The sequence below is a fragment of the Micromonospora sp. CPCC 205739 genome (assembly GCF_036906795.1).
Lineage (GTDB): Bacteria > Actinomycetota > Actinomycetes > Mycobacteriales > Micromonosporaceae > Micromonospora.
The window spans coordinates 94,942-119,775 of sequence record NZ_JBAKHS010000003.1; the positions used below are offsets into that span (position 1 = coordinate 94,942).

The window sequence follows — 24,834 nt, forward strand, 5'->3', positions numbered from 1 at the left end:
GGGCTCTGCTGCTGTCTGTCGGAGGACCGCCGCAGCGGTCGGCCGGGGAAGTTCAGGCGGTGATCAGGGTACCGATCTTGTCGCCGCCGACGGCGCGAATGATCGTGTCGTCGCCCTGGGCGCCGAAGACCAGCATCGGCAGGCCGTTCTCCATGCAGAGGCTGAACGCAGCGGCGTCGGCCACCCGCAGGTTGCGGCGCAGCACCTCGGAGAAGGTGATCGAGTCGAACTTGCTGGCGGAGGGGTCGATCCGGGGGTCGGCGGTGTAGACGCCGTCCACGCCGTTCTTGCTCATCAGCACCACGTCGGCGCGGATCTCCAGCGCGCGCTGGGCGGCCACGGTGTCGGTGGAGAAGTACGGCATGCCGGCGCCCGCGCCGAAGATCACCACGCGGCCCTTCTCCAGGTGCCGGATGGCGCGCAGCGGGATGTACGGCTCGGCGACCTGGGCCATCGTGATCGCGCTCTGCACGCGGGTCTCGATGCCCTCCTTCTCCAGGAAGTCCTGGAGGGCGAGGCAGTTCATCACGGTGCCGAGCATGCCCATGTAGTCGGCCCGGGCCCGGTCCATGCCGCGCTTCTGCAGCTCGGCGCCGCGGAAGAAGTTGCCGCCGCCGACCACCACGGAGACCTGCACGCCGCGGCGGACCACGGTGGCGATCTGCCGCGCGATGGCCTGTACGACGTCCGGGTCGACGCCGATCGCCCCGCCGCCGAAGACCTCGCCGGAGAGCTTCAGCACCACCCGACGAGCCCGCCCGGGCGGCGGCGCCGTCGGGTCGTCCGCTCCCAGGCTCCGGTCACTCACAACCTGCGTCATCCGCCCCGCCCCTCCCCGCGCGCACGTCCTGCACGCCGCGTACCGCGCTACTGCCGTTGCCGACCCTATGTGACGAGGAGGCCGCGGTGCCTGTCACGTACACCGGCGGCCTCCTCGTCGACGTTCCCTGCCCACGGGCGCGTCACGCGCCCGATCCGGCGGCTCAGGCCTGGCCGACCTCGAACCGCAGGAAGCGGGTCACCTCGATGCCGGCCTCGGCCAGCACCTGCTTCACGGTCTTCTTGTTGTCGGCGACCGACGCCTGCTCGACCAGGACGTAGTCCTTGAAGAAGGCGTTGACCCGACCCTCGACGATCTTCGGCAGCGCCGCCTCGGGCTTGTTCTCCTCGCGGGCGGTCTGCTCGGCGATGCGCCGCTCGGACTCGACGACCTCGGCCGGAACCTCGTCCCGGGTGAGGTACTTCGGCCGCATCGCGGCGATCTGCATGGCGGCGCCGCGCGCGTCGGCGTCACCGGCCTCGTCGGTCTTGCCGGAGTACTCCACCAGCACGCCGACGGCCGGCGGCAGGTCCTGGCTCTTGCGGTGCAGGTAGACCGCGACGTTGCCGTCGAGCTTGGCGAAGCGGTTGAGCACCAGCTTCTCGCCGATCTTGGCGGACTGCTCCTGGACCAGGTCGGCGACGGACTTGCCGTCCAGCTCCGAGGCGAGCAGCTCCTCGGCGTTGCTGACGCCGCTGCGCTCGCCGTGCTCGACCAGCTGCTGGGCCAGGGCGACGAACGCCTCGGTCTTGGCGACGAAGTCGGTCTCGCAGTTGAGCTCCAGCAGGGCCTTGCCGGAGTGGGCGATGAGGCCGTTGGCGGCGGTGCGCCCGGCCCGCTTGCCGACGTCCTTGGCGCCCTTGACGCGCAGGATCTCGACGGCCTTGTCGAAGTCGCCCTCGGCCTCGGTCAGCGCCTTCTTGCAGTCCATCATGCCGGCGCCGGTGAGGTCGCGGAGCTTCTTGACGTCCGCGGCGGTGAAGTTGGACATGACTCTCTCTTCGATGTCGGAACTGCGGGTGGGATGGTCTGGGTGCCGGTTACCCGGATCCGGGCCGAATGTGCCCGGCGTACCCGCCGCTCCCCACCGTCCGAAAGAACGGACGGTGGGGAAGCGACGGTGCGATCACTCCGCGGCGACGGCGGCCGGCTGCTGGGCCGGCTGCTCCGCCTGCTGCGCCGGCTGCTCGTCGGCCTTCTTCGGCTCCTCGAGCAGCTCGCGCTCCCACTCGGCCAGCGGCTCGTCCGCGCCGACCTGGCCCGGCTCGGGCTTCTCGTCGGTGCCCCGGCGACGGCCGGAGCGAGCGATCAGACCGTCGGCGACGGCGGCGGCGACGACCTTGGTCAGCAGCTCGGCCGAGCGGATCGCGTCGTCGTTGCCCGGGATCGGGAAGTCGACCTCGTCCGGGTCGCAGTTGGTGTCGAGCACCGCGATCACCGGGATGCCCAGCTTGCGGGCCTCGTCGACGGCGATGTGCTCCTTCTTGGTGTCGACCACCCAGATCGCGGCCGGGAGCTTCTGCATGTCCCGCAGACCACCGAGGGTCTTGGTGAGCTTGGTCTTCTCGCGGAAGAGCTGCAGGGTCTCCTTCTTGGTGTAACCCGCGGCGGTGCCGGTCAGGTCACCCAGGGCCTCCAGCTCCTTCATCCGCTGCAGACGCTTGTACACCGTCTGGAAGTTGGTCAGCATGCCACCGAGCCAGCGGTGGTTGACGTACGGCTGACCGACCCGGGTCGCCTGCTCGGCGATGGCCTCCTGGGCCTGCTTCTTGGTGCCGACGAAGAGGATGCTGCCACCCTCGGCGACGGTCCCGCGCACGAACTCGTAGGCCTTCTCGATGTAGTCGAGGGTCTGGCGCAGGTCGATGATGTAGATACCGTTGCGCTCGGTGAAGATGAAGCGCTTCATCTTCGGGTTCCAGCGCCGGGTCTGGTGCCCGAAGTGGACACCGCTCTCCAGCAGCTGACGCATGGTCACGACGGCCATGGTGGGTACTCCTATTGTCCCTGGTTGTTCCGTCCGGCCGGCGGCCGGACGCCTGGCGCCCGGTCGTCGGCCATGACGGGCCCGACCAAGATCGGGACCAGGGAGGCCGGCGCCCCACGACTAACCGTGGAGAGGGCGCGCGAGGTCGACCGCGCGAGGCGGTCGCCAGTCGACCAGTGTACGCGCCTGTCCCGCCGCCTAGCTGCCGGGTGCGAGAACCCGTCCGTGACAGCGGGTGGCCGGGCCCGTACCACCGCTGTTCGATGCCCCCGGTCGCCGAATTCGGACACAAGCCGCCGATCGGCGCATCCGGAGCCCCGTCCCCGGCGCGCCGGGGTGTGCTGGCGCGGACGACGCCCCGGCGGGTGCGCCGACGGTCAGCGCGTCGGATGAGCCGGAGCGCCCTTGTCGGCCGACGGGTGCCGCCGGTCGCGCCGCCCGCCTGCCGGTGAGCGCCCGGACCGGCCGGCCGTGAGCGCCCGGGTCAGCCGACGGCGACTGCGGCGGCGAGGAAGAGCACCAGGCCGACGGTCAGGTAGGCGGTCGGCGGGCGCAGCCAGCCCCGCGCCCCGTCGGCCATCGCCAGGCCGCCGGTGCGCAGCCCGTACAGGCCGGCGGCGAAGATCGGCAGCCCGGTGACCAGGAAGGTGCCGACGACGACGTGGGAGGCGGAGACTGGGTCGCCGGTCAGGCCGTGCAGCAGCACCCGCAGCGCGGGAAGCTCGAAGACCAGCACCAGCGCGACGAGCAGCACCGCCAGCGCCGGCCGGCGGGTCCGGTAGACGCCGTCGGAGGGCACGCCACCCGGACGGTACGCCGCCTCGGGGCCCAGCGGGCCGTCCAGGCGGGGCGCGATCGGGGGCATCGGACCGGTCGGCATCTCCAGCGGGTGGGCCGGCTCGGCGGGGCGGCTGGGCTCGACGATCGGGTACCCGCCCAGCGGAGCGGAGCGCACCGGGTCCGGCCGGTCCCCCGCCTCCGACCCGGCACCACCGACGCTCGGCCGGTCGGCGCCGCTCAACGCGCCGGCACCGGTGGTGGAGAGCCGGTCGGCACCGCTGCCCGTCAACGGCCCCGCGCCGGTGGTGGAGAGCCGGTCGAGACCCGTCAACGGCCCTGCGCCGGTGGTCGAGAGCCGGTCGGCGCTCTCCCGCGCCGCTCGCCGACCGGGGCGGTCGCTCGGCAGCTCGCCGGAGACCTCCGGGTCGTCCGCCCGACGGGAGCGGGTCGGCCGGTATCCCTCGGACTCGCCCCGGGAGTCGCCGAGCGGGTCGGCTCCGCCGTACCGCCCGGCCTGGCCGTACCGTCCCGAGCCGTCCGGGTCGGTGAACCGGGGATCGTCCGCGCCGCGCTGCTCCGGGGTGGGGAACTCGTCGTCCCGGAAGCGGGACTCGCCCGCGCTGCGCCAGTCCGGCTCGCCGTAGCCGCGCTCCTGCCCGGCGGGGTACCAGCGTGACTCCTGATCTTCGGGATAGCTCCGTCGTGCGTCCACGTCCGGCACCGTATGCGACCCACCCCCGCGACGCCATTCCGTCCTCCCCCGGACGGCGCCGGGCAGGTCCCATCACCCCCGGCCCCGGCTCTCCGGCTCCGCCACCCGCCGCGACCGCTCGGCGGCGGCCCGCCGCGAACGCCGGTCCCTTAGCACGCGGCACCCATGATCGTCCGCTCGTCCACAGGTCGGCTCGTCGTCCACAGGCACGCCCCCGGAGGCCCCGCCGCGGTCACCGGCACGCCCACCCTGACGGGCATGACGAAGCGGAACCAGGCGGTCGGCGCGTACGGCGAGCGGTGCGCCGTCCGGCACCTGATCGGGGCCGGGCTGCGCCCGGTCGCCCGCAACTGGCGCTGCCCGGACGGGGAGATCGACATCATCGCCTGGGACGGCCCGGTGCTCGCCTTCTGCGAGGTGAAGACCAGACGCACCGAGGACTACGGCACCCCGGCCGAGGCGGTGGTGCCGGCCAAGGCTCGCCGGTTGCGCGGGCTCGCCGCGCGGTGGCTGGCCGAGACCGGGGTCACCGCCGACGAGGTGCGCTTCGACGTGCTGGCGGTCCGGCTGCCCACCGCCGGCGCGGCCCGCGTCGAACACCTCAAGGGGGCGTTCTGATGGGTACGCCGTCCCGGCCGCCCGAGGTGGCCGCGTGAGCTACGCCAAGGTGTTCAGCGTGGGGCTGGTCGGGGTCACCGGCCATCTGGTGGAGGTGGAGGCCGATCTGGCCCCCGGGTTGCCGGCGGTGGTCATCTCCGGGCTGCCCGACAGCGCCCTGCACGAGGCGCGCGACCGGGTGCGGGCCGCCATCGTCAACTCGGGCCAGCGCTGGCCCAACCGGCGTATCACGCTCAACCTGCTGCCCGCGACCATGCCCAAGTACGGCTCCGCCTTCGACCTGGCCATCGCGGCGGCGGTGCTGGGCGGGTCGGGAGAGCTGCCCCTGGTGCCGCTGGACGGCGTGGTGATCCTCGGCGAACTGGGCCTGGACGGGACGGTCCGGCCGGTACGCGGGGTGTTGCCGATGGTGGCGGCGGCGGCGCGCGCCGGGCGGGACCGGGTGATCGTGCCGGTGGAGAACGCCGCCGAGGCGGCGGTCATCCCCGGGGTCCGGGTCCGGGCGGTCGACACGCTGCACCGGCTGGCCTGCTTCGTCCGCGACGGCACCCCGTTGATCGAGCCGCCCGTCACGCCGCCGCCCCCTCCTGTCGACGGCCCGGACCTGTCGGAGGTGGCCGGGCAGGCGCTGGGCCGGCGGGCGCTGGAGGTGGCCGCCGCGGGCGGGCACCACCTCGCCCTGCTGGGGCCGCCCGGCGCGGGCAAGACCATGCTCGCCGAGCGGCTCCCCTCGATCCTGCCGGAGCTGGACGACGCCGCCGCGCTGGAGGTCACCGCGCTGCACTCGATCGCCGGGTTGCTCCCGCCGGGCGGCCGGCTGCTGCGCCGTCCGCCGTTCCAGGCGCCGCACCACACGGCGACCGTGCCCTCCCTGGTCGGGGGCGGGTCCGGGCTGGCCCGGCCGGGAGCCGTCTCGCTGGCCCACCGGGGCGTGCTCTTCCTCGACGAGGCGCCCGAGTTCAGCAAGGGCGCGCTGGAGGCGCTGCGGCAGCCGCTGGAGCACGGCCGGATCCAGCTGGCCCGCAGCGGGGGCGGCACCGAGTACCCGGCCCGCAGCCAGCTGGTGCTGGCCGCCAACCCGTGCCCGTGCGCGAAGCCGGCCGGCGACGCGTACTGCGAGTGCAGCCCGCTGGCCCGGCGGCGCTACCTGGGCCGGCTCTCCGGGCCGTTGCTGGACCGGATCGACGTGCAGGTGAAGCTGCTGCCGGTGCGGGCGGCGGAGCTGATGGAGGCGGCCGTCGCCAGCGAGTCGTCGGCGACCGTGGCGGCCCGGGTCGCCACGGCGCGGCGGGCGGCAGCCGCCCGCTGGGCTCCGGTCGGCCGCCGGCTCAACGCCGAGATCCCCGGCCCCCACCTGCGGCAGCCGCCCTGGCGGCTGCCCGCCCGGGACACCGCCGAGCTGCGCGGCCGGCTGGACTCCGGCGCCGTCTCCGCCCGTGGGTTCGACCGGATCATCCGCCTGGCCTGGACCATCGCCGACCTGGACGGCCGAACCCGGCCGCAGCGCGAGGACGTGCTGGAGGCCATCCAACTGAGGACGGGAGAGGGAGCATGAGCACCAGCGAGGAGCGGCTGCTGGCCCGGGTGGCGCTGACCTGGCTCGCCGAGCCGGGCACCTGGTCGGTGCACCGGTTGGTCCAGCAGCTCGGTCCGGTGGCGGCACTGGACCTGCTGCTCGACGGGGGCGCGCCGGAGACGAGCCTGCGCACGGCCGTGGCGGCGCGCGCGGCGGCCGGGGACGCCCGCGCGGCGGCCGCCGACGCGCTGGCCCGCACCGAGCGGGTCGGCGCCCGCATCCTCACCCCCGAGGACGAGGAGTGGCCCGGCCGCCTCGACGACCTGCATGGGCTGGTGCTCTCCGGCACGCGCCGGCGGGTCGACCTGGAGACGGCCCCGCCGCTCTGCTTCTGGGTACGCGGCGGCTGGCCGCTCGGCGAGGCGCTGGACCGCTCGGTCGCGGTGGTCGGCGCGCGGGCCGCCACCGGGTACGGCCTGCACGTCGCCACCGAGATCGGGTACGGGCTGGCCGAACGGGACTGGACGGTGGTCTCCGGCGGGGCGTTCGGCATCGACGCGGCGGCGCACCGGGGCGCGTTGACCGCGGGCGGGCTGACGGTGGCCGTGCTCGCCTGCGGCGTGGATCGGCCCTATCCGATGGGCAACGCCGCGCTGTTCGACCGGATCGCCGAGACCGGGCTGCTGGTGAGCGAGTGGATGCCGGGCGCGGACCCGCTGCGGCCGAGGTTCCTGATCCGCAACCGGGTGATCGCCGCCGCCACCCGGGGGACGGTGCTGGTGGAGGCGGCGGCCCGCAGCGGCGCGACGCAGACGGTGAACCGGGCGATCGCGATGGGCCGGCGGGCGATGGTGGTGCCGGGCCCGGTCACCTCCGCGATGTCGGTGGGGGCGCACGAGGTGCTGCGGGACGAGCCGAGCGCTCGGCTGGTGACCGGGGTGGCGCACGTGCTGGAGGAGGTTGGCCGGATCGGCGCCGACCTGGCCCCGCCCGCCCGCGGGCCGGAGCGCCCCGCCGACCTGCTCGACGACGAGGCGACCCTGGTGCTGGAGTCGCTGCCCCGGCGCGGTGTGCTCGGGCTCGACGCGCTCGCCGCGCGGGCCGGCGTCGACGTGCGTACGGCGATGCGGAAGCTCTCCCTGCTGGAGGAGCTGTCCATGGTGCTCCGCCGGGACGGCGGGTACGCCCTGGTCCGGCCCGCCACGTCGGCGCGCGCCCCCGCCGGCCCGGCCCGGGGCGTCGCGCGGTGACCGGGTCAGTCCCCCTCGAAACGGATCTCCAGGTCGCGCTCGCGTACGCATCGGCGGACCAGCAACGCGACCCGGTGCACCTGCGCGGTCTCGGCCGGGGTGCGGGCCGCCTCGACCAGGCAGTCCAGTTCGGCCAGGAGCTGCGGGGCCCGCTCCGCCCCGATCACCAGCTCACCGAGCGGGTCGACCCGGTCCAGCGTCGGCGTGCGTCCGCCACCCCGACCCCGCCTCAACAGGTCGAGCAGCAGGTCGTCGGGGTCGAGCACCATCTGCGCGGCGACCGGGGACGGCCGCCGGCCCGGGCCGCCACGGACCAGGCGGTAGAGGACGACGTCCAGGCCCATGAGCGGTCCCCTCCTCCCGTCGGCGTCCCCCGCCGAGGCAACCGGGTGACGGCGCACGCGCCGTCCCTGCCTCCAGTCTCCCCGTCCACGCCACCACCGGCCAGCACCGACAGCGCGCCGCCACACGACATCGGCGCGGTCCGCCCGAGCCGGTCCGCCCAGCAGTGAGCACCTGTGCCGCGACCACGGCATCCGTCCACCGTGGCTGGACAGCGACGGTGGCGTGCCGTCGCGCGACGTCGGGGTTCCACCCGTCCGCGCCACACCGATCGGCGGTGACGGGGTGCCGACCGCCCGGCGCGCGCCTACGCTGAGCCCGTGCCAGGCGAACGTCATGCGGTGCCGGACCTGCCCGCACCGGGCCGCCCCACCATGAGGCGGGCGGGGCGATGACGGGCGGTGCACGAACCACCCGGGCCACGCACGAGGCCCTGCCGCCGGCCATGCGGGAAGCCGTGGACGACTTCGCCGACCACCTGGCCCGGGTGCGCAACCGCTCCGCGCACACCGTCCGGGCGTACGTCGGCGACCTGGTGTCGCTGCTCGACCATGCGGTCCGGATGGGCTGCTCCGAGCCGTCCGAGCTGGACCTGACGGTGCTGCGCAGCTGGTTGGCCCGGCAGCGCACCGTCGGCGCCGCCCGCACGTCGCTGGCCCGGCGGGCGGCGGCGGCACGGACCTTCAGCGCCTGGGCGCACCGCACCGGCGTGCTCCCCACCGACGTGGCCGCTCCGTTGTCCAGCCCTCGGGCGCACCGCGACCTGCCCACCGTGCTCCGGGCCGACCAGGCCGCCGCCCTGGTCGAGGCCGCCGGCCATCCCCCAGCCCCCGTCCGGCCGGCCGATCCGACCGGGTCCACCGCCGGGGCCCGGGAAGACGCGGTCCCCACGACCGTCGCCCCGGAAGACCCCGATCCGGTACGGCTGCGCGACCGGGTGCTGCTGGAACTGCTCTACGGCACCGGGGTCCGGGTCAGCGAGGCGTGCGGGTTGGACGTCGCCGACGTCGACCACGGCCGTCGGGTGGTCCGCGTCCTCGGCAAGGGCGGCCGCGAGCGCTCGGTGCCGTACGGGGTGCCGGCGCAGCGGGCGATCGACGACTGGCTGCGGTCGGGTCGGCCGGCGGTGGCGGTGCCGGGCTCCGGGGACGCGCTGCTGCTCGGCGCACGCGGCGGGCGGCTGAACCCGACGACGGCGCGCCGGATCGTCGCCGGGTACGCCGAGTCGCTCGGGCTGCCCCGGGTCAGCCCGCACGGGCTGCGGCACTCGGCGGCGACCCACCTGCTGGAGGGCGGCGCGGACCTGCGCGCCGTGCAGGAGCTGCTGGGCCACTCCTCGCTCGGCAGCACGCAGATCTACACCCACGTCTCGGTGGAGCGGCTGCGGGCCGCGTACCGGCAGGCACACCCCCGCGCCTGACCCCGACCCGATCGGCGCCCGGCCGGCACCCGCACGCCGAGCCTTGCTCGGTCTCCTCGTGACCGGCACCCGCCCCTTCTGCTCCTTGGCGTGACGCACGCCTCGCCGGTCGGACGGCCGGGAGCATTGCGGGCCGCCCGTGACCCGCGTCGTCGCCGGAGGAGAGCGAACCGACGACGGTTGATCCGTCGACGGATATGATCACAGCGTGACCGTCGCCCGGCCGCCCGAGCCGATCCCCGGGGCCCGACTGCTCTTCTCGCTGGACCCGGCGGTCAGCTACCTCAACCACGGCGCGTTCGGTGCGGTGCCGGTCAGCGTGCAGCGGGCGCAGCAGCGGCTGCGCGACGAGATGGAGTCCAACCCGCTGCGCTTCTTCGTCCAAGGGCTGGCCGACCGGATCGGTCACACCCGGCGGCACCTGGCCACCTTCCTCGGCGCCGATCCGGACGGTACGGCGCTGGTCGGCAACGCCACCACCGGCGTCGCGGTGGTCCTCCAGTCCCTCGGCCTGCGCGCCGGCGACGAGGTGCTCACCACCGACCACGGGTACGGCGCGGTCGGCTTCAGCATCGAGCGGGAGTGCCGCCGTACCGGGGCGGAGACCCGTGCGCTGCGGGTGCCGTTGAGCGCCACCGACGAGGAGGTCGTCGAGATCGTTCGCGCCGGTCTGCGGCCCGGGCGGACCCGGCTGCTCGTGGTCGATCAGCTCACCTCCCCCACCGCCCGGCTCTTCCCGGTCGCCGCCGTGGCGCAGGTGGCCCGGGAGCGGGGCGTACCGGTGCTGGTGGACGCGGCGCACGTGCCCGGCATGCTGCCGGTCGACGTCGGCGCCGTCGGCGCGGACTTCTGGGTGGGCAACCTGCACAAGTGGGCGTTCGCCCCGAGGGGCACCGCCGTGCTGGTGGTCGCCCCGCCGTGGCGGGAGCGGATCGAGCCGCTGGTGGTCTCCTGGGAGCAGGGCACCGGCTTCCCCGGCAACGTCGAGTGGCAGGCGACGCTGGACTACACGGGCTGGCTGAGCGCCCCGGCGGGCCTGTACGCGCTGCGCAGCCTCGGCCTGGACCGGGTGCGGGCGCACAACGCGGCGCTGGCCGCGTACGGGCAACGGGTGGTCGGGGACGCCCTCGGGGTGGCGCCGGCCGACCTGCCGGACCCGGGCGGACCGGCGGTCGCCATGCGGATCGTGCCGCTGCCGCCGGGCGTGGCCACCACCATCGACACCGCCCGGGCTCTGGCCGGCCGGATCGCCGAGCGGCTCGCCACCGAGGTGGCGGTGATGGCCTGGGACGGTCGGGGCTGGCTACGGCTCTGCGCGCAGGTCTACAACACGGCCGACGAGTACGAGCGGTTGGCGGTCCGGCTGCCCCCGCTGCTCGCCCGGCCCTGACCCCGGTCCGCGCCGACCACACCGGCAGGCGGCCCTCGCCGTCCGCTCGGCGAGCGGGCCGCTCGCCGTCTGCTCCGCGAGCCCGTCGCTCGCCGTCTGCTCCGCGAGCGGGCCGCCCGGTTCGCGCACCGGAAGCAGCCGGACCGGCCCGAGCCCGAGCAGGGCCAGCGGGTCGAGATAGTCGGCCCCCCGTCGCAGCCCCCAGTGCAGGCAGGCCGGGTCGGGGCAGCCGGGGTGCCCGGCCAGCAGGACGCCGAGCGGCGCGCCGGGCCGGACCGGGTCGCCGGGACGTACGTCGGGTCGGACCGGCTCGTAGGTGGTCCGCAGGCCCGCCGAGTGCCCCACGGTGACCACCGGCCGGCCGGCGACCATCCCCGCGAAGAGCACCGTCCCGGCTCCGGCCGCCCGGACGGCGGCGCCCGGAGCGGCGGCGAGGTCGACCCCACGGTGCCCGGGCAGCCACGGTTGTGGCGGCGGGTCGAAGCGCCGCACCGGGCGCGGGGTGCCGTCCAGCGGCCACCGGAAGGCCCGGCCACCGACCGGCGCGCCGCGACGGGCGGAGGCGTCGACCGCCGGCCATCGGCGCCCGATCGCCTCCCCGGACACCGCGCGGAGCGACCCCCCGGCACCGTGGGCGTCCGCACCCGCCACCGGCCCGCCGACCAGCGCGCCGGGCACGCCGAGCCGAGGTCGCTCCACCGGCCCCGCTCCCGCTCCCGGGACGGCTTCCGCTCCCGCGACGGCACCGCCGGGCGGTCCCAGGAGCAGCAGGACCGCCCACCACGCCGTCACCGCCCGCAGCGCTCTCCACATACCTCGCAGCATGCCCGGACCAGTCGGCCACCGACCCGCACATCCCGTCCGCTGTGGACAACCATCCGCCCTGTGGACAACCCCCAAAACCCCACCCCGACGTGCTACGCACCCCCGCCCGCCCCCACGCACTTTCTGGGAAGGCGGGCCTGTTCCGCCGGGAATGGGGCCTGGTTCTCGGAAGGTGTGGGCACCTGGAGGGAAGGGGCGGGGAGCGGGGAGGCGACTAGGGTGGGGGCAGGTGTCGGGGGCAGAGCTCGGGGAGGGCGCCGTGGCCAGGGTGGACGATGTGAGCCGGCCCTCGCGGGTGGCCGGGCCGGACGAGGCGATCAGCGCCGAGGAGCTGCAGCTGGCCGCCCGTAACCACGGCATCCCGCTGGAGGCGTTGCGCTACGACGTCACCCCGGCCGGCCTGCACTATCTGCTGATCCACTACGACATCCCGGACGTCGATCCGGCCACCCACGCGCTGACCGTCGACGGCGCGGTCCGGCTGCCGCTGATCCTCGGGCTGGACGAGCTGCGCTCGCGCCCCCGGGTGACCCGCCAGGTGACGCTGGAGTGCGCCGGCAACGGCCGGGCGCTGCTGCACCCACGCCCGGTGAGCCAGCCCTGGCTGGTGGAGGCCGTCGGCAACGCCGAGTGGACCGGCACCCCGCTGGCGCCGCTGCTGCGCGAGGCGGGCATCGCCCCCGAGGCGGTGGACGTCGTCTTCACCGGGGCCGACCACGGCGTCGAGCGCGGTGTCGAGCAGGACTACCAGCGCGCCCTGCCGGTCGCCGACGCGCTGCGCGAGGAGGTGCTGCTGGCGTACGAGATGAACGGCGCTCCCCTGCTGCCGCAGCACGGCGCGCCGCTGCGGCTGATCGTGCCCGGCTGGTACGGCATGGCGCACGTGAAGTGGCTGCGGAGCATCACCGTGCTGACCGAGCAGTTCGACGGCTACCAGAACGCGGTGGCCTACCGGCTGCGCCGGGACGCGGACGACCCGGGCGAACCGGTGACCCGGATCGAGCCGCGCGCCCTGGTCCGTCCGCCGGGGTTCCCGGACTTCATGACCCGCACCCGGGTGCTGCGCCCCGGGCCGTGCACCGTGGACGGTCGGGCCTGGTCCGGGCACGCGCCGGTCACCTCGGTGGAGGTGACCACCGACGGCGGTGCGACCTGGGCACCGGCCACCATGGACCCGCCGCGCGGCGGGGACTGGTCCTGGCGGCGCTGGCGGTACGAGTGGTCGCCGCGGCCGGGCCGGTACACCCTGGGTGCCCGGGCCACCGACGCGTCGGGGCGGACCCAGCCGCTGGAGCAGCCGTGGAACCGGGGCGGATTCGCCAACAACCTGGTGCAGCGGGTCGAGGTCGTGGTCCTCGCCGACTGACCCCGCGACCGGCACAGCGGCGATCCGCAGGCCACGTCGGAGGCGCTAAAAAAAGGGGGTCACGGGGCCGGCGGGTGGGGGACGCCGGTGACAGCGGGAGGCCCGGTGGTCAGCCGCCGAAGCCGGAGTCGGCGGGGAGGGAGATGTCGGGCTTCTCCAGCTCCTCGACGTTGACGTCCTTGAAGGTCATCACCCGGACGTTCTTCACGAACCGGGCAGGGCGGTACATGTCCCACACCCAGGCGTCGTGCATCTCGACCTCGAAGTAGACCTCGCCGTCGGAGTTGCGGACGTGCAAGTCGACCTGGTTGGCGAGGTAGAAGCGGCGTTCCGTCTCCACCACGTAGGAGAACTGGCGGACAATGTCGCGGTACTCCCGGTAGAGCTGCAGCTCCATCTCGGTCTCGTACTTCTCGAGATCTTCCGCGCTCATCGCACTCCGCCTTCCATGACCACATCTTCCCCCACCGGCGCCGGGGGCCGAGGCTGCTCGCCCAACGCCACGCCGACGGTACCCCCTGACGCGTCGAAGCGCTCCATCGGCTCGGACGCGGGCCCGCCGACGGGGCGCCGGGACCGGGGCGGGCGACCCGCCCGGCCGGACACGGTGGCCACGTTGACGTACGAGAACCGATGCTCCACGCAGGGGCCGTGCTCGCGCAGCGCCTCGGTGTGCTCGGCCGTGATGTACCCCTTGTGCTCGGCGAAGCCGTAGGCCGGGTACTGCCCGTCCAGCTCCACCATGATCCGGTCCCGGGTGACCTTGGCCAGCACGCTCGCCGCCGCTACGCAGGCGGCCACCCGGTCGCCCTTCCAGACCGCCAGCCCCGGCACGTCCAGCCCGTCCACGCCGAAGCCGTCGGTCAGCACGTACTCCGGGCGGGTGGTCAGCGACGCCAGGGCCCGGCGCATCGCGGCCAGGTTGCACACGTGCAGGCCCCGGGCGTCGACCTCCTCGGCCGGGATGATCACCACCGCGTACGCCAGGGCCCGGGCGACGACCTCCTCGTACACCCGCTCCCGACTGGCCGGGGTGAGCAGCTTGGAGTCGGCCAGCCCCTCGATCTCCCCGCGCCGCCCCTCGGGCAGCACGGCGGCGGCGGCGACCAGCGGCCCGGCGCAGGCGCCCCGGCCGGCCTCGTCGGCGCCGGCCACGTGCCGGAAGCCCCGCCGTTGCAGGGCCCGTTCCAGCGCGTAGAGCCCGCCCTCGCGGCGCACCACCGTGCGCGGGGGCGTCAGCACGGCGCGCTCCCGCCCACGCCGGTCAGGGCTCGGGTCAGCACGGCGGGCAGGTCCTCCGGGTAGTACCGGTGGCCGCTGGCCGCCAACTCGTCGACCGACCACCAGCGGTGCCCGGAGACGCTGGCCCGCTCCACGTCGGTGAAGCCCGTGGTGTCCACCTCCCAGGCCGGCACCCGGACCAGGAAGAACTCCTGCTCCTGCCGGTACCAGACGCCGTCGAACGGAAACTCGACCGTCTCGGACCAGACCGGCGCGCCCAGCGCGGCGGGGTCCAACCGCAGCCCGGTCTCCTCGGCCAGCTCGCGGGCGGCGGCCTGGGCCGCCGTCTCTCCCGGGTCGAGCCCGCCGCCGGGGGTGAACCAGTACCGGTGGTCGGGGCGGGACGGGTCCCAGCCGCTGAAGAGCAGCACCCGGCCGCCCGCGTCGACGAGCAGCACCCGGGCCGCGCGGCGAGGGGTGTAGACGGTCACCGCCCCAGCCTGCCAGACGCCACCGACCATCGGCCACGCCCGGGGCGGGCCGGGCGGCCGCTACGGGTTGGGGATGGCGTCGAACTGCTCCGGGACGGTGAGCCAGGTGGCCCGGTCCACCGGCCAGAAGACGGTGAACGCCCGCCCGACGACCTGCTCCTCGGGGATGGTGGCGCTGTCGATGTTCCGACCGGACTGCTGCCAGTGCTCCAGCGAGTCGCCGGAGGCGGAGCGGTGGTCGCCCATCACCCAGAGCCGCCCCGGCGGGACGGTGATGTCGAACTCCTGGTCGGCCGGCTTGTCCCGCTCGCCGTTGGCGGAGAAGAGGTACGGCTCTTCGAGCGGCTTGCCGTTGATCACCAGCCGGTCGGCGTCGCAGCAGACCACGTGGTCACCACCGACGCCGATCACCCGCTTGATGAAGTCCTCGCCGTCCGGGTTGCCGCTCCACTCGGTCGGCGCCTTGAACACGACCACCTCGCCGCGGTGCGGCGAGCGGAAGTCGTAGACCAGCTTGTTGACCAGCACCCGATCGTCGATCTGGAGGGTGTTCTCCATGGACGGGGACGGGATGAAGAAGGTCTGCAGCACGAAGTACCGGACCAGGACCGCCACCAGGATCGCCACGCCCAGGAGAATCGGCAGTTCCTTCCAGAAGGAACTGCGGGGCTGCTCGGTCTGCTCGTCAATCACGGGTGGAGCCTACGTCCCCGGGCACGGGCTGATCGTCCGGAACGCGCGAGAACGGACATCATGGTCGCCATCGGGAGGACGAGCGCGACGCCACCCACCGGGGTCGGTTCGACCGGCGCGGGCGGGGCGGCCGGGGCGGCGGCCGGCCGGGAGAGCCGGTCGAAGGTCGCCGGCACCGGCAACGACGTCCACCGCTGGGACGGCCAGACCACCATGAACGCCCGGCCCACCACGTTGTCGATCGGCACCGGGCCCTGGCAACGGGCGTCCTGGGAGACCAGCCGGTGGTCCCCCATCACGAAGATCTGCCCGGGTGGGACGACCACCTCCTCGAAGCGCCGGGACCGGCACTCGCGGGGGTTGGGCGGTACGTCCAGCGGCGAGTTGCGGATCACGTACGGCTCGTCGAGCGGGATGCCGTTGACCAGCACGCGCCCCTGGTCGTCACAGCACTTCACCCGGTCGCCGGGAACGCCGATGACCCGCTTGATGAAGTCCTTCTCGCCCGGGCGGCTGACGCCGACGAGGTCGCCGAACGTACGCCCGACCTTGCCGGCGAAGCCGGGCTCGGGCCCCTGGACCTCCTGCGCGACCCACCGGTCGGTGCCACGGAAGACCACCACCTCGCCGCGCACCGGATCGCGGACGTCGTAGACGACCTTGTTGACCAGCACCCGGTCGCCGATGAGGAGGGTGTCCTCCATCGAGCCGGAGGGGATGAAGAAGGCCTGGAGCAGGAAGGTGCGGATCAGCACGGCGAGGCAGAAGGCGACGATCAGCAGCAGCGGGAGCTCCTGCCAGAGCGGCATCTGCCGGCGGGTGCGCCGGGTTCGCCGGCGCCACGGATCGACTGTGCCGTCCTCGTCAAGCACCTGCACCACGTCACTCCCCGGTCCGCGGAAACGACACTACCGCCCGGGGGCCTCGTCGAGACCCCACGGGCGGTAGTGGACATTCGCACGCCGTGACCAGTGTCGCGGCGGCGCCGCCCCGCTGCGCCCGTACGACCAGGGTAATGCGATCTGGTCGATACGACATCCGCGCAGCTCAGGCAGCGTGGCGAGCGGGAAGTCAGCTGGGCTGCTTCTCCCGCTTCTCCTTGATCTTGGCCTTCTTGCCGCGCAGCTCACGCAGGTAGTAGAGCTTGGCGCGACGCACGTCACCGCGGGTCACGACCTCGATCCGGTCGATGCCCGGGCCGTTGAGCGGGTAGGTCCGCTCCACGCCGACACCGAAGCTGACCTTGCGGACCGAGAAGGTCTCGCGCAGACCGTCACCCTGGCGGCGGATGACGACGCCCTGGAAGATCTGGACACGGGACCGGTTGCCCTCGACGACCCGCGCGTGCACCTTGACGGTGTCACCGGCACGGAAGTCGGGGAGGTCGGTCCGCTTCGACTGGGCGTCAAGGGCGTCCAGGATGTTCATCGCTGCGTCCTCGTGAGGCTCACGGCGCACCGTCACTCGGTGCGCGGATGGGTGATTCTGATCCCCGGGTGGTGGTCGGCTGGCCGACCCCGGTCGAGGATCCTCGCAACCGCCCGCGGGCGCGGGTGGATGCGGCAACCCCCCTACTTTGCCACATCCCCCGGCGGCAGCTGAAATCCGGCCCGGTCCAACGCGGCGACGTCCCGTTTGTCCAGGCTCTCCCGGGGCAGCGCGGCCATCATGTCCGGCCGCCGGGCGGCGGTGCGGGCCAGCGCCTCATCGCGCCGCCAGCGGGCGATCCGCCCGTGGTCGCCGGAGCGGAGCACCTCCGGCACCTCGTGCCCGCGCCAGGCCGCCGGCTTGGTGTACATCGGGGCCTCCAGCAGCCCGTGCGCGTGCGACTCCTCGTCGAGCGAGCCCGCGTTGCCGAGCACCCCGGGCAGCAGCCGGGTGACCGCCTCCAGGATCACCAGCACGGCCACCTCGCCGCCGAAGAGCACGTAGTCGCCGAGGGAGACCTCGGTGACCCGCATCCGGGTCGCGGCGTGGTCCAGCACCCGCTGGTCGATGCCCTCGTACCGGCCGCAGGCGAAGAGCAGGTGCGACTCGGCGGCCAGCTCGTGGGCCATGGCCTGGGTGAAGGGGACGCCGGCCGGCGAGGGCACCAGCAGCCGGGGCAGGGTGTGCCCGTCGGGGCTGAGCTCGTCGGGGGCGAGGGCGTCGAGCGCCTCGCCCCACGGCTCCGGACGCATGACCATGCCCGGGCCGCCGCCGTAGGGCGTGTCGTCGACCGTGCGGTGCACGTCGTGGGTCCAGCTCCGCAGATCGTGTACGGCCAGCCGCAGCGTCCCGTTCTCCCGGGCGCGGCCGATCAGCGACAGGTCCAGCGGGGCGAAGTACTCCGGGAAGATCGACACGATGTCGACGCGCATGGGGGTGGCTTCCGGTCTAGAGGTCGAGCAGACCGGCCGGCGGGTCGACCACGACGCGACCACCGGCGAGGTCGACCTCGGGGACGATCGCCTTGACGAAGGGGATCAGCGCGGTACGCCCCTCGGGACGGCGCAGGACGAGCAGGTCCGAGGCCGGGGCGTGGTCGATCCGGTCCACCTCGCCCAGCCGCTCGCCGCTCGGGGTGACCACGGCGAGGCCGACGAGCTGGTGGTCGTGGAACTCCTCCGGGTCCTCCGGCGGGGCGACGTCGGCGCTGTCCACGCCGAGCAGGGTGCCGCGCAGCGCCTCGGCGACCTCGCGGTCGAGGATGCCCTCGAAGGCGACCAGCATCCGGCCCTGGTGCCAGCGGGCCGCCTCGATGGTCAGCTCCGCCGGGACCCGGAACGGCACGCCCGGGCCGGGCGCGGCGTTGGCGGGCGGGGTCGCCCCCGGCTCGGTGCGCAGCACCGAACCAGGGGCGAAACGCGCTTCGGGCTCGTCGGTCCGCACCTCCACGGTGACCTCACCGCGGATGCCGTGCGGTTTACCGATCCTGCCGACGATGAGCAGCATCAGTACGAATCGACGATGTCGACGCGTACTCCGCGTCCACCGATGGAGCCGATCACCTGGCGCAGTGCCTTGGCGGTCCGACCGGACCGCCCGATCACCGTGCCGAGGTCCTCGGGGTGCACGCGGACTTCCAGCCGCTTGCCCCGACGGGAATCGACCATCCGGACGCGCACGTCGTCCGGGTGGTCCACGATGCCCTTGACCAGGTGCTCCAGCGCGGGACGCAGCGGCATGTCAGGCCTGCTCACCGGCGTCGGCAGCAGCGGCCGGGGCCTCGGTCTTCGGCGCCTCGGTCGCGGCCGGAGCCTCGGCCTTGGCGGCCTTCTTGGCCGGCTTGGCCGGGGTCTCCGGAGCCAGGCCGGCGGCGGCCTTCGCCTCGGCCTCGTACGTCGCCTTGCGGTCGGCGCGCTCGGCGGCGACCTTCAGCGGCGGCGGGGCCGGCAGGCCCTTGAACTTCTGCCAGTCACCGGTCAGCTCCAGCAGACGCTGCACCGCCTCGCTCGGCTGCGCGCCGACGGAGAGCCAGTACTGGACCCGGTCCGACTTGACCTCGATCACCGAAGGGTCTTCCTTCGGCTGGTACACGCCGACGAACTCGATCGCACGACCGTCACGCTTGGTGCGCGAGTCGGCGATGACGATGCGGTACTGCGGGTTGCGGATCTTGCCCATCCGCAGGAGCCGGATCTTTACGGCCACAGTTGTTTCGCTCCTGTTGCGATCTCACCGACCCGGTACGGGCGGTGCACGGGTGAGCGCCACCCGGCACAGTGGGGTTGGGCCGGAGACTGCTCGGTGGACTGGCGACACGCCCGGGTTAGAGGGCGCCGGACGCGCGCCGGATACCAGCGACCCATTCTGCCAGATCCGACGCCGATCTCTCACACCGGACCCGGACTCCTCGCCCGACGAGGCGCGGTCGTGACGTCCGACACGGTCAGCGGACCGGTGGCCGGTCCCAGCCGGGCGGCAGTTCGTCCGGTACGTCCCAGTCCGCTGGCGGGACGAAGTCGCACCAGGTGCCGTCGAACGGGAACTCGCCCGCCTCGGCCAGGGCGATCACCCGCTCCCCCTCGGCCCGTACCGCCGCCTCGTCGGCCACCCAGTAGTCGTCTCCGAAGGCGAGCCGCTCGGCGAACTCGTCCTCGTCCTTCCACTGCCAGCTGTGGTCCGGATAGACCACCACGTCGAGGTCCTGGTCGACCACGTCCACCCCGGCGACGGCGCCGTCGTCCCAGCGGACGCCCGGCTCCTCCAGGTTGACGTACCAGTTGGCGAACCGGCCGTGTGCGTCGGAGAACCACCAGACCGAGTGGGCCGCCCCGGTGGGCAGGAACTTCAGCAGCGGCGGGCCGTTCCACCGGCCGTGCGCCAATCGGTACGACGAGGAGATCCACTCGGCGAAGGGCATCGCCCGCATGCCCAGGCCGGCCTCGGTGACCTCGTGCGCCACCGGGGAGTCCCGGGCGATCCAGAGCAGCAGCCCGCGCTCGTCGTCGCTGACCACCCGGCCCGGCCGGACCCAGCCGATCCGGCCGCGCCGCACGTTCCGATGCATGATCAGCCGCCCCGGCGCGAACCGGTCCGCGGGATCGCCCGGGCGCACCTCAGTAGGCGCGGGCCAGGATGGCGACCAGGTCCGACTCGTCCTCCGAGTCGGGCACCGAGCCGTCGGCGCGCAGCAGGCAGCGCACGGTGACGCCCTGACCGTTCGCCTCGGCCTCACCGGCCACGCCGACCGCCGACCACGGCACCTTGGCCCAGCCGGTGGCCGCCGCCTCGATCGCCTCGGCCAGCGTCGACACCTCGACCGTGCGGGACTCGCGGTGCGCGAGGGCCTGGTCGTGCAGCGTCCGCTGGTCGGTCTCCAGGGCGGCCAGCACCGCGCCGACCACGTCCGCCACCGGGGTGGGGGCCTTCGAGCCGTCCGTACGCCGGACCACGACCGCGTTGCCGGCGGCCAGGTCACGGGGGCCGACCTCGACGCGTACCGGATAGCCGCGCAGCTCGGCGTCGACGGCCCGGCGGCCGAACGCGGTGTCGGTGCGGTCGTCGAGCGCGACCCGGATGCCGGCGTCACGCAGCGCGTCGCGCAGCTTGGCCGCCGCCTCGGCGACACCCTCGCCGTCCTTGACGATCATCACGTACGCCTGGACCGGGGCCAGCTTCGGCGGCACCCGCAGGCCGTTGTCGTCGCCGTGCGCCATGATCAGGCCGCCGAGCATCCGGGTGGAGGTGCCCCAGGAGGTCGTCCAGGCGTGCTCCCGGCCGCCCTCGGCGGAGGAGTAGCTGATGTCGAAGGCCTTGGCGAAGTTCTGCCCCAGCTCGTGGCTGGTGCCGAGCTGGAGCGCCTTGCCGTCACCCATCATGCCTTCGCAGGTGTAGGTGGCGGTGGCGCCGGCGAAGCGCTCCCGGGCGGTCTTCAGGCCGACCACCACCGGGATGCCCAGCACGTTGACCATCAGGTCCTCGTACGCCTCGTGCAGGATCCGCCGCGCGTAGGCGCGGGCGTCCTCGCGGGTGGCGTGCGCGGTGTGCCCCTCCTGCCAGAGGAACTCGCTGGTCCGCAGGAAGATCCGGGGGCGCAGCTCCCAGCGGACCACGTTCGCCCACTGGTTGAGCAGCAGCGGCAGGTCCCGGTACGAGTCGATCCACTTGGCCATGAACTCGCCGATCACCGTCTCGCTGGTGGGGCGCACCACCACCGGCTCGGCGAGCTGCTTGCCGCCACCGTGGGTGACCACGGCGAGCTCGGGCGAGAAGCCCTCGACGTGCTCGGCCTCCCGCTTGAGGTAGCTCTCCGGGATGAAGAGCGGGAAGTACGCGTTCTCCGCGCCCGCCGCCTTGATCCGGGCGTCCATCTCGGCCTGCATCCGCTCCCAGATGGCGTAGCCGGCCGGGCGGATGACCATGGTGCCGCGGACCGGGCCGTTGTCGGCCAGCTTCGCCTTGGCGATCAGGTCCTGGTACCAGCGGGGGAAGTCCTCCGCACGGGGAGTGAGCACGCGTGCCATGACCGCACATCCTAGGCGGCGTCCGCGTCGCCGCTGCGCTCGGGAGGCGGCGCGCCGCGTCCGGGCGGGTCGGTTCGCAGCGGCGGGCCGGGGCAGGCGGCGGGCCGGCCGGGCGACCGTAGACTTCGACCACCATGGGTGAGCTGAGGGATTCCGCCCGGCAGCGGCTGCGCGACAGCATCGTCGACGCCGCCCGCGCGCAGACCGTCGCGTCCGGCTGGGACGGGGTACGGATGGGCGGAGTGGCCGTCGCGGCGGGGGTGAGCCGGCAGACCGTCTACAACGAGTTCGGCAGCAAGGCGGGGCTGGCCGAGGCGCTCGCGCGACGCGAGGTGGACCGGTTCGTCGCCGACGTGCGGACGGCCCTGCGGGAGCACGGTGCGGACGTCCGGGCCGGCGCGTACGCCGCCATCTGGCACACGCTGACCGAGGCGGCCGGCAACCCGCTGATCAAGGCGATCCTGACCAGCGCCCGGGGCGGCTCCGACGCCCTGCTGCCGTACCTGACCACCCGCGCCGAACTGGTGCTCACCGAGGCCTCCGGCGCCCTGCTGGAGTGGGCGGGCGAACACCTGCCGGCCGCCGACCCGGCAGCGCTGGCCTTCGCCGCCGACACCGTGGTCCGCCTGGTGGTCAGCCACATCGTCCTGCCCCGCGCGCCCATCGACCAGACCGCGTCCTCCCTCGCCGACCTCGCGCTCCACCTCTTCCTCACCACAACCCCCTGACCCCTCCCCTCCCACGCCCCCGCCCAAGATCCGCGCACTTTCCGGCACCCCGCGTCGGGGCGGCGGGGGGTCAGTGGATGAGGTGGCCGCGGAGGATGGTGCGGGTGGGGGTGCGGACCACGCGCAGGTCCCGGCGGGGGTCCTCGGGGTAGACGGTGAGGTCGGCCAGGCCGCCCTCAACCAGGCCGGGGAAGCCGAGCCAGGCGCGGGCCCCCCAGGAGGCGGCGGCGAGGACGTCCACCGCGGACATCCCGGCCTGCTCGTGCAGGAGCAGCATCTCCTCGGCGGCCAGCCCGTGGTCGATGCCGCCGCCCGCGTCGGTGCCGACGTAGATCGGCACGCCTGCCTCGTACGCCGCCCGGACCACCTCGGGGAAGCGGTCGCGCAAGGAGAGCATGTGGTCGGCGTACCCGGGGAACTTGGCCCTCGCCTGGTCGGCGATGCCGCCGAAGGTACGGATATTGATCATGGTGGGAATCAGCGCGGTGCCCTGCCGCGCCATCAGGTCGATCAGGTCCAGGCTCAGGCCCGTGCCGTGCTCCACCGAGTCCACGCCGGCCCGCACCATGATCTCCACGGCCGACTCGGAGAAGGTGTGCACGGCGGCGCGGGCCCCGGCGGCGTGCGCGGCCGCGACGGCCGCCGTCATCGTGTCGGCGTCCCAGGACGGCGCCAGGTCACCGACGCCCCGGTCGATCCAGTCGCCGACCAGCTTGACCCAGCCGTTGCCGGCGGCGGCCTGCGCCGCCACCGTCGCGGCCACCTCGGCCGCGCCGACCTCCACGCCGATGTCGCGCAGGTAGCGCTTGGGCGGGGCGACGTGCCGCCCGGCGCGGGCCAGTCGCGGCAGGTCCGGCTCGTCGTCGAGTTCCGGGTACGGGAACGGCGAGCCGGCGTCCCGGATGGCGAGCACGCCGGCGTCCCGGTCGGTACGGGCCAACCGGCGGGCCTCGTCGAGCGAGGTGATCGGGGCACCGCCGCGGGCGATGCCGATGTGGCAGTGCGCGTCGACCAGGCCGGGCAGCACGAACCCGCCGTCCACCACGGTCTCGGCGTCCGGCACCGGTTCGAAGGTGACCCGGTCACCGACCAGCCACAGGTCCCGGACCTCGTCGTCCGGCAGGAGCACACCGCGCACATGCAGAGCCATGTGCACAGTCCTACCGGATCTCCCCCCGCCGCGCGTCGCCGGGCCGAAGCCGCCCCCGCGCGGTGGTCATCGGCGGCACGCTCACCCGGACCGGGTGGGGCCGCCTCACCCGGTGCCGGTGGAGGGTGACAGGACCCCGAGAGGTCAGGGAGGAACGATGCGGACGAAGGTACGTCCCTCGCCCACCGGCGAGATCCCCATCCACCCCGCGTTCGGCTACCTGCTGCGCCGGCAGCGGCACCCGATCGGCGTCCGCGGCGGACCGCGACGTGCCCCGCGCGGGTACCAGCTCAGCGACAGCGACCAGCACCACGTCCGGGGCGCGTACGAGCTACGCCAGCGGCAACTGACCCGCGCCGTGGTGACGGCGGGCCGCCAGCCGGGCGACACGGCGGAGAATCTGGTCGGACAGCTCGAACAGCGGCTGGACGCGCTGGTGCACCGGGCCGGCTTCGCGCGCTCCGTCGACGAGGCCCGCGACCTGGTCTCCCACAACGCCTTCACCATCGACGGCGGCAAGGTCAACCGGCCCTCGTACCTGGTCCAGCCGGGGCAGACCATCCAGGTGCGCCCGGACCGGCAGTGCCGAACGCCCGTCGCCGCCGCCATGGCCGAGTACGCCGAGGGCGACGCGCCGCCGTACCTGGAGGTCGCGCCGGAGCGGTTCACCGCGACCCTGACCCGGGAGCCGCAACGGCAGGAGGTGCCCGCGCTGCGGGACATCTCCCTCGCCATCCACGCCGACGAGGAGGTCGCCCGATGAGCATGCCGATTCCGAACGACCGACGGGTGCCCAACTACCTGCGACAGAGTGGCCGGCCGCAGCTGACACCGCGGCAGCGGCGCCGCGCCGAGCAGAAGGAAGCGCGGCGGGCCAGCCTCACGGGTCAGCGCCCACCGAAGCGGTCGCCGGACCGGTGACCCGCGGCCGGGTGGCGGTAGCGGCCGCCGCCCGGCCGACCCGACGCGCCCCCGACTGCCGGCGACGGAGGCCGGCCGCCACCCTTCGTGCCCTCGCGCTTGTTCTTCGGCGACGTGCTCGCCTTGCGCCGGCCATCACCTGGGCGGGCCCCAGTAACGCCCCCATCTGCTTCATCATCTTCCGCGCGTCGGCAGAGCGGTTGAGCAGCTGCAAGCCGGCGACCACCGCCACCCAGCCGTTTGCCGGCGGCGGCCTGCGCCGTCACGGTCGCGGCCACCTCCGCCGCGCCGACCTCCACGCCGATGTCGCGCAGGTAAACCCCCCGGGGGCGACGTGCCGCGACCGGCCCGGGCCGGTCGCGGCATCGGTACGGGCCAGCTCCCGGGCCTCGTCGCGCGAGCTGATCAGGCCACCGGGAGCGATGCCGATCCGGCAGTGCGCATCGATCTGGCCGGGCAGCACCAACCCGCCGTCCACGACGGCCTCCGCGTCGGGCACCGGTTCGAAGGTGACCCGGTCGCCGACCAGCCAGAGAAACCGAACCCTCGTCGTCCGGCGGCCACGCCGCGGACCTGCCCAGGCATCCGTCCTCCGTCTCCATGTCAGGAGCGGTCCCCCGAGCAACCTTCCCGTCTGCCCGGGGCGAGGCGCTTTG

Annotated in this window: 26 protein-coding genes and 2 pseudogenes; 8 read left to right on the plus strand and 20 right to left on the minus strand. The window is 74.2% G+C overall.

The genetic code is table 11. The annotated features are described in order from the left end of the window. Positions 1-52: 52 nt before the first annotated feature. The 4 genes from pyrH to V6U88_RS06555 all read right to left on the minus strand — a co-directional run bounded on the left by pyrH (position 53) and on the right by V6U88_RS06555 (position 4,299). Entirely contained in the window at positions 53-820 is a 768-nt protein-coding gene (pyrH, locus tag V6U88_RS06540) for a UMP kinase (RefSeq protein WP_088963482.1), read from the minus strand. 163 nt (positions 821-983) lie between these two features. Continuing rightward, positions 984-1,811 (minus strand): translation elongation factor Ts, encoded by an 828-nt coding sequence (gene tsf / locus V6U88_RS06545; protein WP_334450752.1) that lies wholly within the window; start codon positions 1,809-1,811, stop codon positions 984-986. A gap of 135 nt (positions 1,812-1,946) precedes the next feature. Further along, positions 1,947-2,807 carry a 30S ribosomal protein S2 gene (gene rpsB, locus V6U88_RS06550; RefSeq protein WP_334450753.1) on the minus strand — a complete coding sequence of 287 codons (861 nt, stop codon included), beginning with the start codon at positions 2,805-2,807 and terminating at the stop codon, positions 1,947-1,949. 484 nt (positions 2,808-3,291) lie between these two features. Next, entirely contained in the window at positions 3,292-4,299 is a 1,008-nt protein-coding gene (locus V6U88_RS06555) for a hypothetical protein (RefSeq protein ID WP_442934577.1), read from the minus strand. 258 nt (positions 4,300-4,557) lie between these two features. Between V6U88_RS06555 and V6U88_RS06560 the strand changes: the two genes are divergently transcribed. Genes V6U88_RS06560 through V6U88_RS06570 form a run of 3 tightly spaced genes read left to right on the plus strand, consistent with a single transcriptional unit; the run spans position 4,558 to position 7,683 of the window. After that, entirely contained in the window at positions 4,558-4,917 is a 360-nt protein-coding gene (locus V6U88_RS06560) for a YraN family protein (RefSeq protein WP_334450755.1), read from the plus strand. A gap of 34 nt (positions 4,918-4,951) precedes the next feature. Then, positions 4,952-6,472 (plus strand): YifB family Mg chelatase-like AAA ATPase, encoded by a 1,521-nt coding sequence (locus V6U88_RS06565; protein WP_334450756.1) that lies wholly within the window; start codon positions 4,952-4,954, stop codon positions 6,470-6,472. Next, positions 6,469-7,683 carry a DNA-processing protein DprA gene (locus tag V6U88_RS06570; RefSeq protein WP_334450757.1) on the plus strand — a complete coding sequence of 405 codons (1,215 nt, stop codon included), beginning with the start codon at positions 6,469-6,471 and terminating at the stop codon, positions 7,681-7,683. The genes V6U88_RS06565 and V6U88_RS06570 overlap by 4 nt, the downstream gene beginning before the upstream one ends. Positions 7,684-7,688: 5 nt before the next feature. Here V6U88_RS06570 and V6U88_RS06575 read toward each other — a convergent pair whose 3' ends face one another. Beyond that, complete coding sequence (locus tag V6U88_RS06575; RefSeq protein WP_334450759.1) at positions 7,689-8,027, minus strand: hypothetical protein; 339 nt, start codon at positions 8,025-8,027, stop codon at positions 7,689-7,691. Positions 8,028-8,416: 389 nt separating this feature from the next. On the opposite strand from V6U88_RS06575, the gene V6U88_RS06580 reads away from it, so the two are divergent. Together V6U88_RS06580 and V6U88_RS06585 are read left to right on the plus strand one after the other, a co-directional pair. Beyond that, positions 8,417-9,445 (plus strand): tyrosine recombinase XerC, encoded by a 1,029-nt coding sequence (locus tag V6U88_RS06580; RefSeq protein ID WP_334450761.1) that lies wholly within the window; start codon positions 8,417-8,419, stop codon positions 9,443-9,445. 208 nt (positions 9,446-9,653) lie between these two features. Then, positions 9,654-10,835, plus strand: a complete 1,182-nt coding sequence (locus V6U88_RS06585) for an aminotransferase class V-fold PLP-dependent enzyme (RefSeq protein ID WP_334450764.1) — start codon at positions 9,654-9,656, stop codon at positions 10,833-10,835. Positions 10,836-10,961: 126 nt separating this feature from the next. Here the strand turns inward: V6U88_RS06585 and V6U88_RS06590 are convergent. Further along, positions 10,962-11,648 (minus strand): annotated as a pseudogene (locus V6U88_RS06590) (peptidoglycan DD-metalloendopeptidase family protein); the annotation flags it as partial. A 241-nt stretch (positions 11,649-11,889) separates the two neighbouring features. Here V6U88_RS06590 and V6U88_RS06595 point away from each other — a divergent pair. Beyond that, entirely contained in the window at positions 11,890-13,026 is a 1,137-nt protein-coding gene (locus tag V6U88_RS06595; protein WP_334450766.1) for a sulfite oxidase, read from the plus strand. 109 nt (positions 13,027-13,135) lie between these two features. Here the strand turns inward: V6U88_RS06595 and V6U88_RS06600 are convergent, their stop codons facing one another. The 12 genes from V6U88_RS06600 to proS form a co-directional block, all read right to left on the minus strand. Beyond that, a complete protein-coding gene (locus tag V6U88_RS06600) occupies positions 13,136-13,459 on the minus strand; it encodes a DUF2469 domain-containing protein (protein WP_007075222.1) in 324 nt (107 codons plus the stop codon). Beyond that, on the minus strand, positions 13,456-14,268 hold the full coding sequence (locus tag V6U88_RS06605) for a ribonuclease HII (protein WP_334450823.1): 813 nt from the start codon (positions 14,266-14,268) through the stop codon (positions 13,456-13,458). The genes V6U88_RS06600 and V6U88_RS06605 overlap by 4 nt, the downstream gene beginning before the upstream one ends. Then, positions 14,262-14,738, minus strand: a complete 477-nt coding sequence (locus V6U88_RS06610; protein ID WP_334450825.1) for an NUDIX hydrolase — start codon at positions 14,736-14,738, stop codon at positions 14,262-14,264. The genes V6U88_RS06605 and V6U88_RS06610 overlap by 7 nt, the downstream gene beginning before the upstream one ends. A 60-nt stretch (positions 14,739-14,798) precedes the next feature. Then, positions 14,799-15,431, minus strand: a complete 633-nt coding sequence (gene lepB, locus V6U88_RS06615; protein ID WP_334450826.1) for a signal peptidase I — start codon at positions 15,429-15,431, stop codon at positions 14,799-14,801. Further along, positions 15,428-16,312 (minus strand): signal peptidase I, encoded by an 885-nt coding sequence (lepB, locus tag V6U88_RS06620; protein ID WP_334450827.1) that lies wholly within the window; start codon positions 16,310-16,312, stop codon positions 15,428-15,430. Before lepB (V6U88_RS06620) ends, lepB (V6U88_RS06615) begins: the two co-directional genes overlap by 4 nt. A gap of 190 nt (positions 16,313-16,502) precedes the next feature. Next, positions 16,503-16,859 carry a 50S ribosomal protein L19 gene (rplS, locus tag V6U88_RS06625; RefSeq protein ID WP_030335223.1) on the minus strand — a complete coding sequence of 119 codons (357 nt, stop codon included), beginning with the start codon at positions 16,857-16,859 and terminating at the stop codon, positions 16,503-16,505. Positions 16,860-17,002: 143 nt separating this feature from the next. Beyond that, a complete protein-coding gene (trmD, locus tag V6U88_RS06630; protein WP_334450829.1) occupies positions 17,003-17,791 on the minus strand; it encodes a tRNA (guanosine(37)-N1)-methyltransferase TrmD in 789 nt (262 codons plus the stop codon). 16 nt (positions 17,792-17,807) lie between these two features. Then, complete coding sequence (gene rimM / locus V6U88_RS06635; protein ID WP_334451246.1) at positions 17,808-18,362, minus strand: ribosome maturation factor RimM; 555 nt, start codon at positions 18,360-18,362, stop codon at positions 17,808-17,810. A 2-nt stretch (positions 18,363-18,364) separates the two neighbouring features. Next, on the minus strand, positions 18,365-18,625 hold the full coding sequence (locus V6U88_RS06640) for an RNA-binding protein (protein WP_172862164.1): 261 nt from the start codon (positions 18,623-18,625) through the stop codon (positions 18,365-18,367). Continuing rightward, positions 18,600-19,064 (minus strand): 30S ribosomal protein S16, encoded by a 465-nt coding sequence (gene rpsP, locus V6U88_RS06645; RefSeq protein WP_334450831.1) that lies wholly within the window; start codon positions 19,062-19,064, stop codon positions 18,600-18,602. Before rpsP ends, V6U88_RS06640 begins: the two co-directional genes overlap by 26 nt. A 238-nt stretch (positions 19,065-19,302) precedes the next feature. After that, positions 19,303-19,923, minus strand: a complete 621-nt coding sequence (locus tag V6U88_RS06650) for a DUF402 domain-containing protein (RefSeq protein WP_334450834.1) — start codon at positions 19,921-19,923, stop codon at positions 19,303-19,305. A gap of 49 nt (positions 19,924-19,972) precedes the next feature. After that, entirely contained in the window at positions 19,973-21,379 is a 1,407-nt protein-coding gene (proS, locus tag V6U88_RS06655; RefSeq protein ID WP_334450836.1) for a proline--tRNA ligase, read from the minus strand. Between the two features lie 134 nt (positions 21,380-21,513). Between proS and V6U88_RS06660 the strand changes: the two genes are divergently transcribed. Continuing rightward, the gene (locus tag V6U88_RS06660; RefSeq protein ID WP_334450837.1) at positions 21,514-22,107 is read left to right on the plus strand and encodes a TetR/AcrR family transcriptional regulator; all 594 of its coding nucleotides are present in this window, start codon (positions 21,514-21,516) and stop codon (positions 22,105-22,107) included. Between the two features lie 70 nt (positions 22,108-22,177). Here the strand turns inward: V6U88_RS06660 and V6U88_RS06665 are convergent, their stop codons facing one another. Continuing rightward, positions 22,178-23,257 carry an amidohydrolase family protein gene (locus V6U88_RS06665; RefSeq protein WP_334450838.1) on the minus strand — a complete coding sequence of 360 codons (1,080 nt, stop codon included), beginning with the start codon at positions 23,255-23,257 and terminating at the stop codon, positions 22,178-22,180. A gap of 157 nt (positions 23,258-23,414) precedes the next feature. Here V6U88_RS06665 and rpsD point away from each other — a divergent pair, with 157 nt between their 5' ends. Then, positions 23,415-24,020: a 30S ribosomal protein S4 gene (gene rpsD, locus V6U88_RS06670; RefSeq protein ID WP_334450840.1), complete on the plus strand. Its 606-nt coding sequence runs from the start codon at positions 23,415-23,417 to the stop codon at positions 24,018-24,020. Between the two features lie 378 nt (positions 24,021-24,398). On the opposite strand, the pseudogene V6U88_RS06675 reads toward rpsD, so the two are convergent. Continuing rightward, positions 24,399-24,780: pseudogene (locus tag V6U88_RS06675) on the minus strand (hypothetical protein); the annotation flags it as partial. Positions 24,781-24,834 lie beyond the last annotated feature (54 nt).

Excerpts from the sequence above, each read along its gene's own strand:
- rpsD (WP_334450840.1), top strand. The coding sequence starts at position 23,415 with ATGCGGACGAAGGTACGTCCCTCGCCCACCGGCGAGATCCCCATCCAC.
- tsf (WP_334450752.1), bottom strand. The coding sequence starts at position 1,811 with ATGTCCAACTTCACCGCCGCGGACGTCAAGAAGCTCCGCGACCTCACC.
- V6U88_RS06600 (WP_007075222.1), bottom strand. The coding sequence starts at position 13,459 with ATGAGCGCGGAAGATCTCGAGAAGTACGAGACCGAGATGGAGCTGCAG.
- rpsB (WP_334450753.1), bottom strand. The coding sequence starts at position 2,807 with ATGGCCGTCGTGACCATGCGTCAGCTGCTGGAGAGCGGTGTCCACTTC.
- pyrH (WP_088963482.1), bottom strand. The coding sequence starts at position 820 with ATGACGCAGGTTGTGAGTGACCGGAGCCTGGGAGCGGACGACCCGACG.
- rplS (WP_030335223.1), bottom strand. The coding sequence starts at position 16,859 with ATGAACATCCTGGACGCCCTTGACGCCCAGTCGAAGCGGACCGACCTC.
- V6U88_RS06650 (WP_334450834.1), bottom strand. The coding sequence starts at position 19,923 with ATGCATCGGAACGTGCGGCGCGGCCGGATCGGCTGGGTCCGGCCGGGC.
- V6U88_RS06560 (WP_334450755.1), top strand. The coding sequence starts at position 4,558 with ATGACGAAGCGGAACCAGGCGGTCGGCGCGTACGGCGAGCGGTGCGCC.
- proS (WP_334450836.1), bottom strand. The coding sequence starts at position 21,379 with ATGGCACGCGTGCTCACTCCCCGTGCGGAGGACTTCCCCCGCTGGTAC.
- V6U88_RS06575 (WP_334450759.1), bottom strand. The coding sequence starts at position 8,027 with ATGGGCCTGGACGTCGTCCTCTACCGCCTGGTCCGTGGCGGCCCGGGC.
- V6U88_RS06580 (WP_334450761.1), top strand. The coding sequence starts at position 8,417 with ATGACGGGCGGTGCACGAACCACCCGGGCCACGCACGAGGCCCTGCCG.
- V6U88_RS06570 (WP_334450757.1), top strand. The coding sequence starts at position 6,469 with ATGAGCACCAGCGAGGAGCGGCTGCTGGCCCGGGTGGCGCTGACCTGG.
- trmD (WP_334450829.1), bottom strand. The coding sequence starts at position 17,791 with ATGCGCGTCGACATCGTGTCGATCTTCCCGGAGTACTTCGCCCCGCTG.
- V6U88_RS06660 (WP_334450837.1), top strand. The coding sequence starts at position 21,514 with ATGGGTGAGCTGAGGGATTCCGCCCGGCAGCGGCTGCGCGACAGCATC.
- V6U88_RS06665 (WP_334450838.1), bottom strand. The coding sequence starts at position 23,257 with ATGGCTCTGCATGTGCGCGGTGTGCTCCTGCCGGACGACGAGGTCCGG.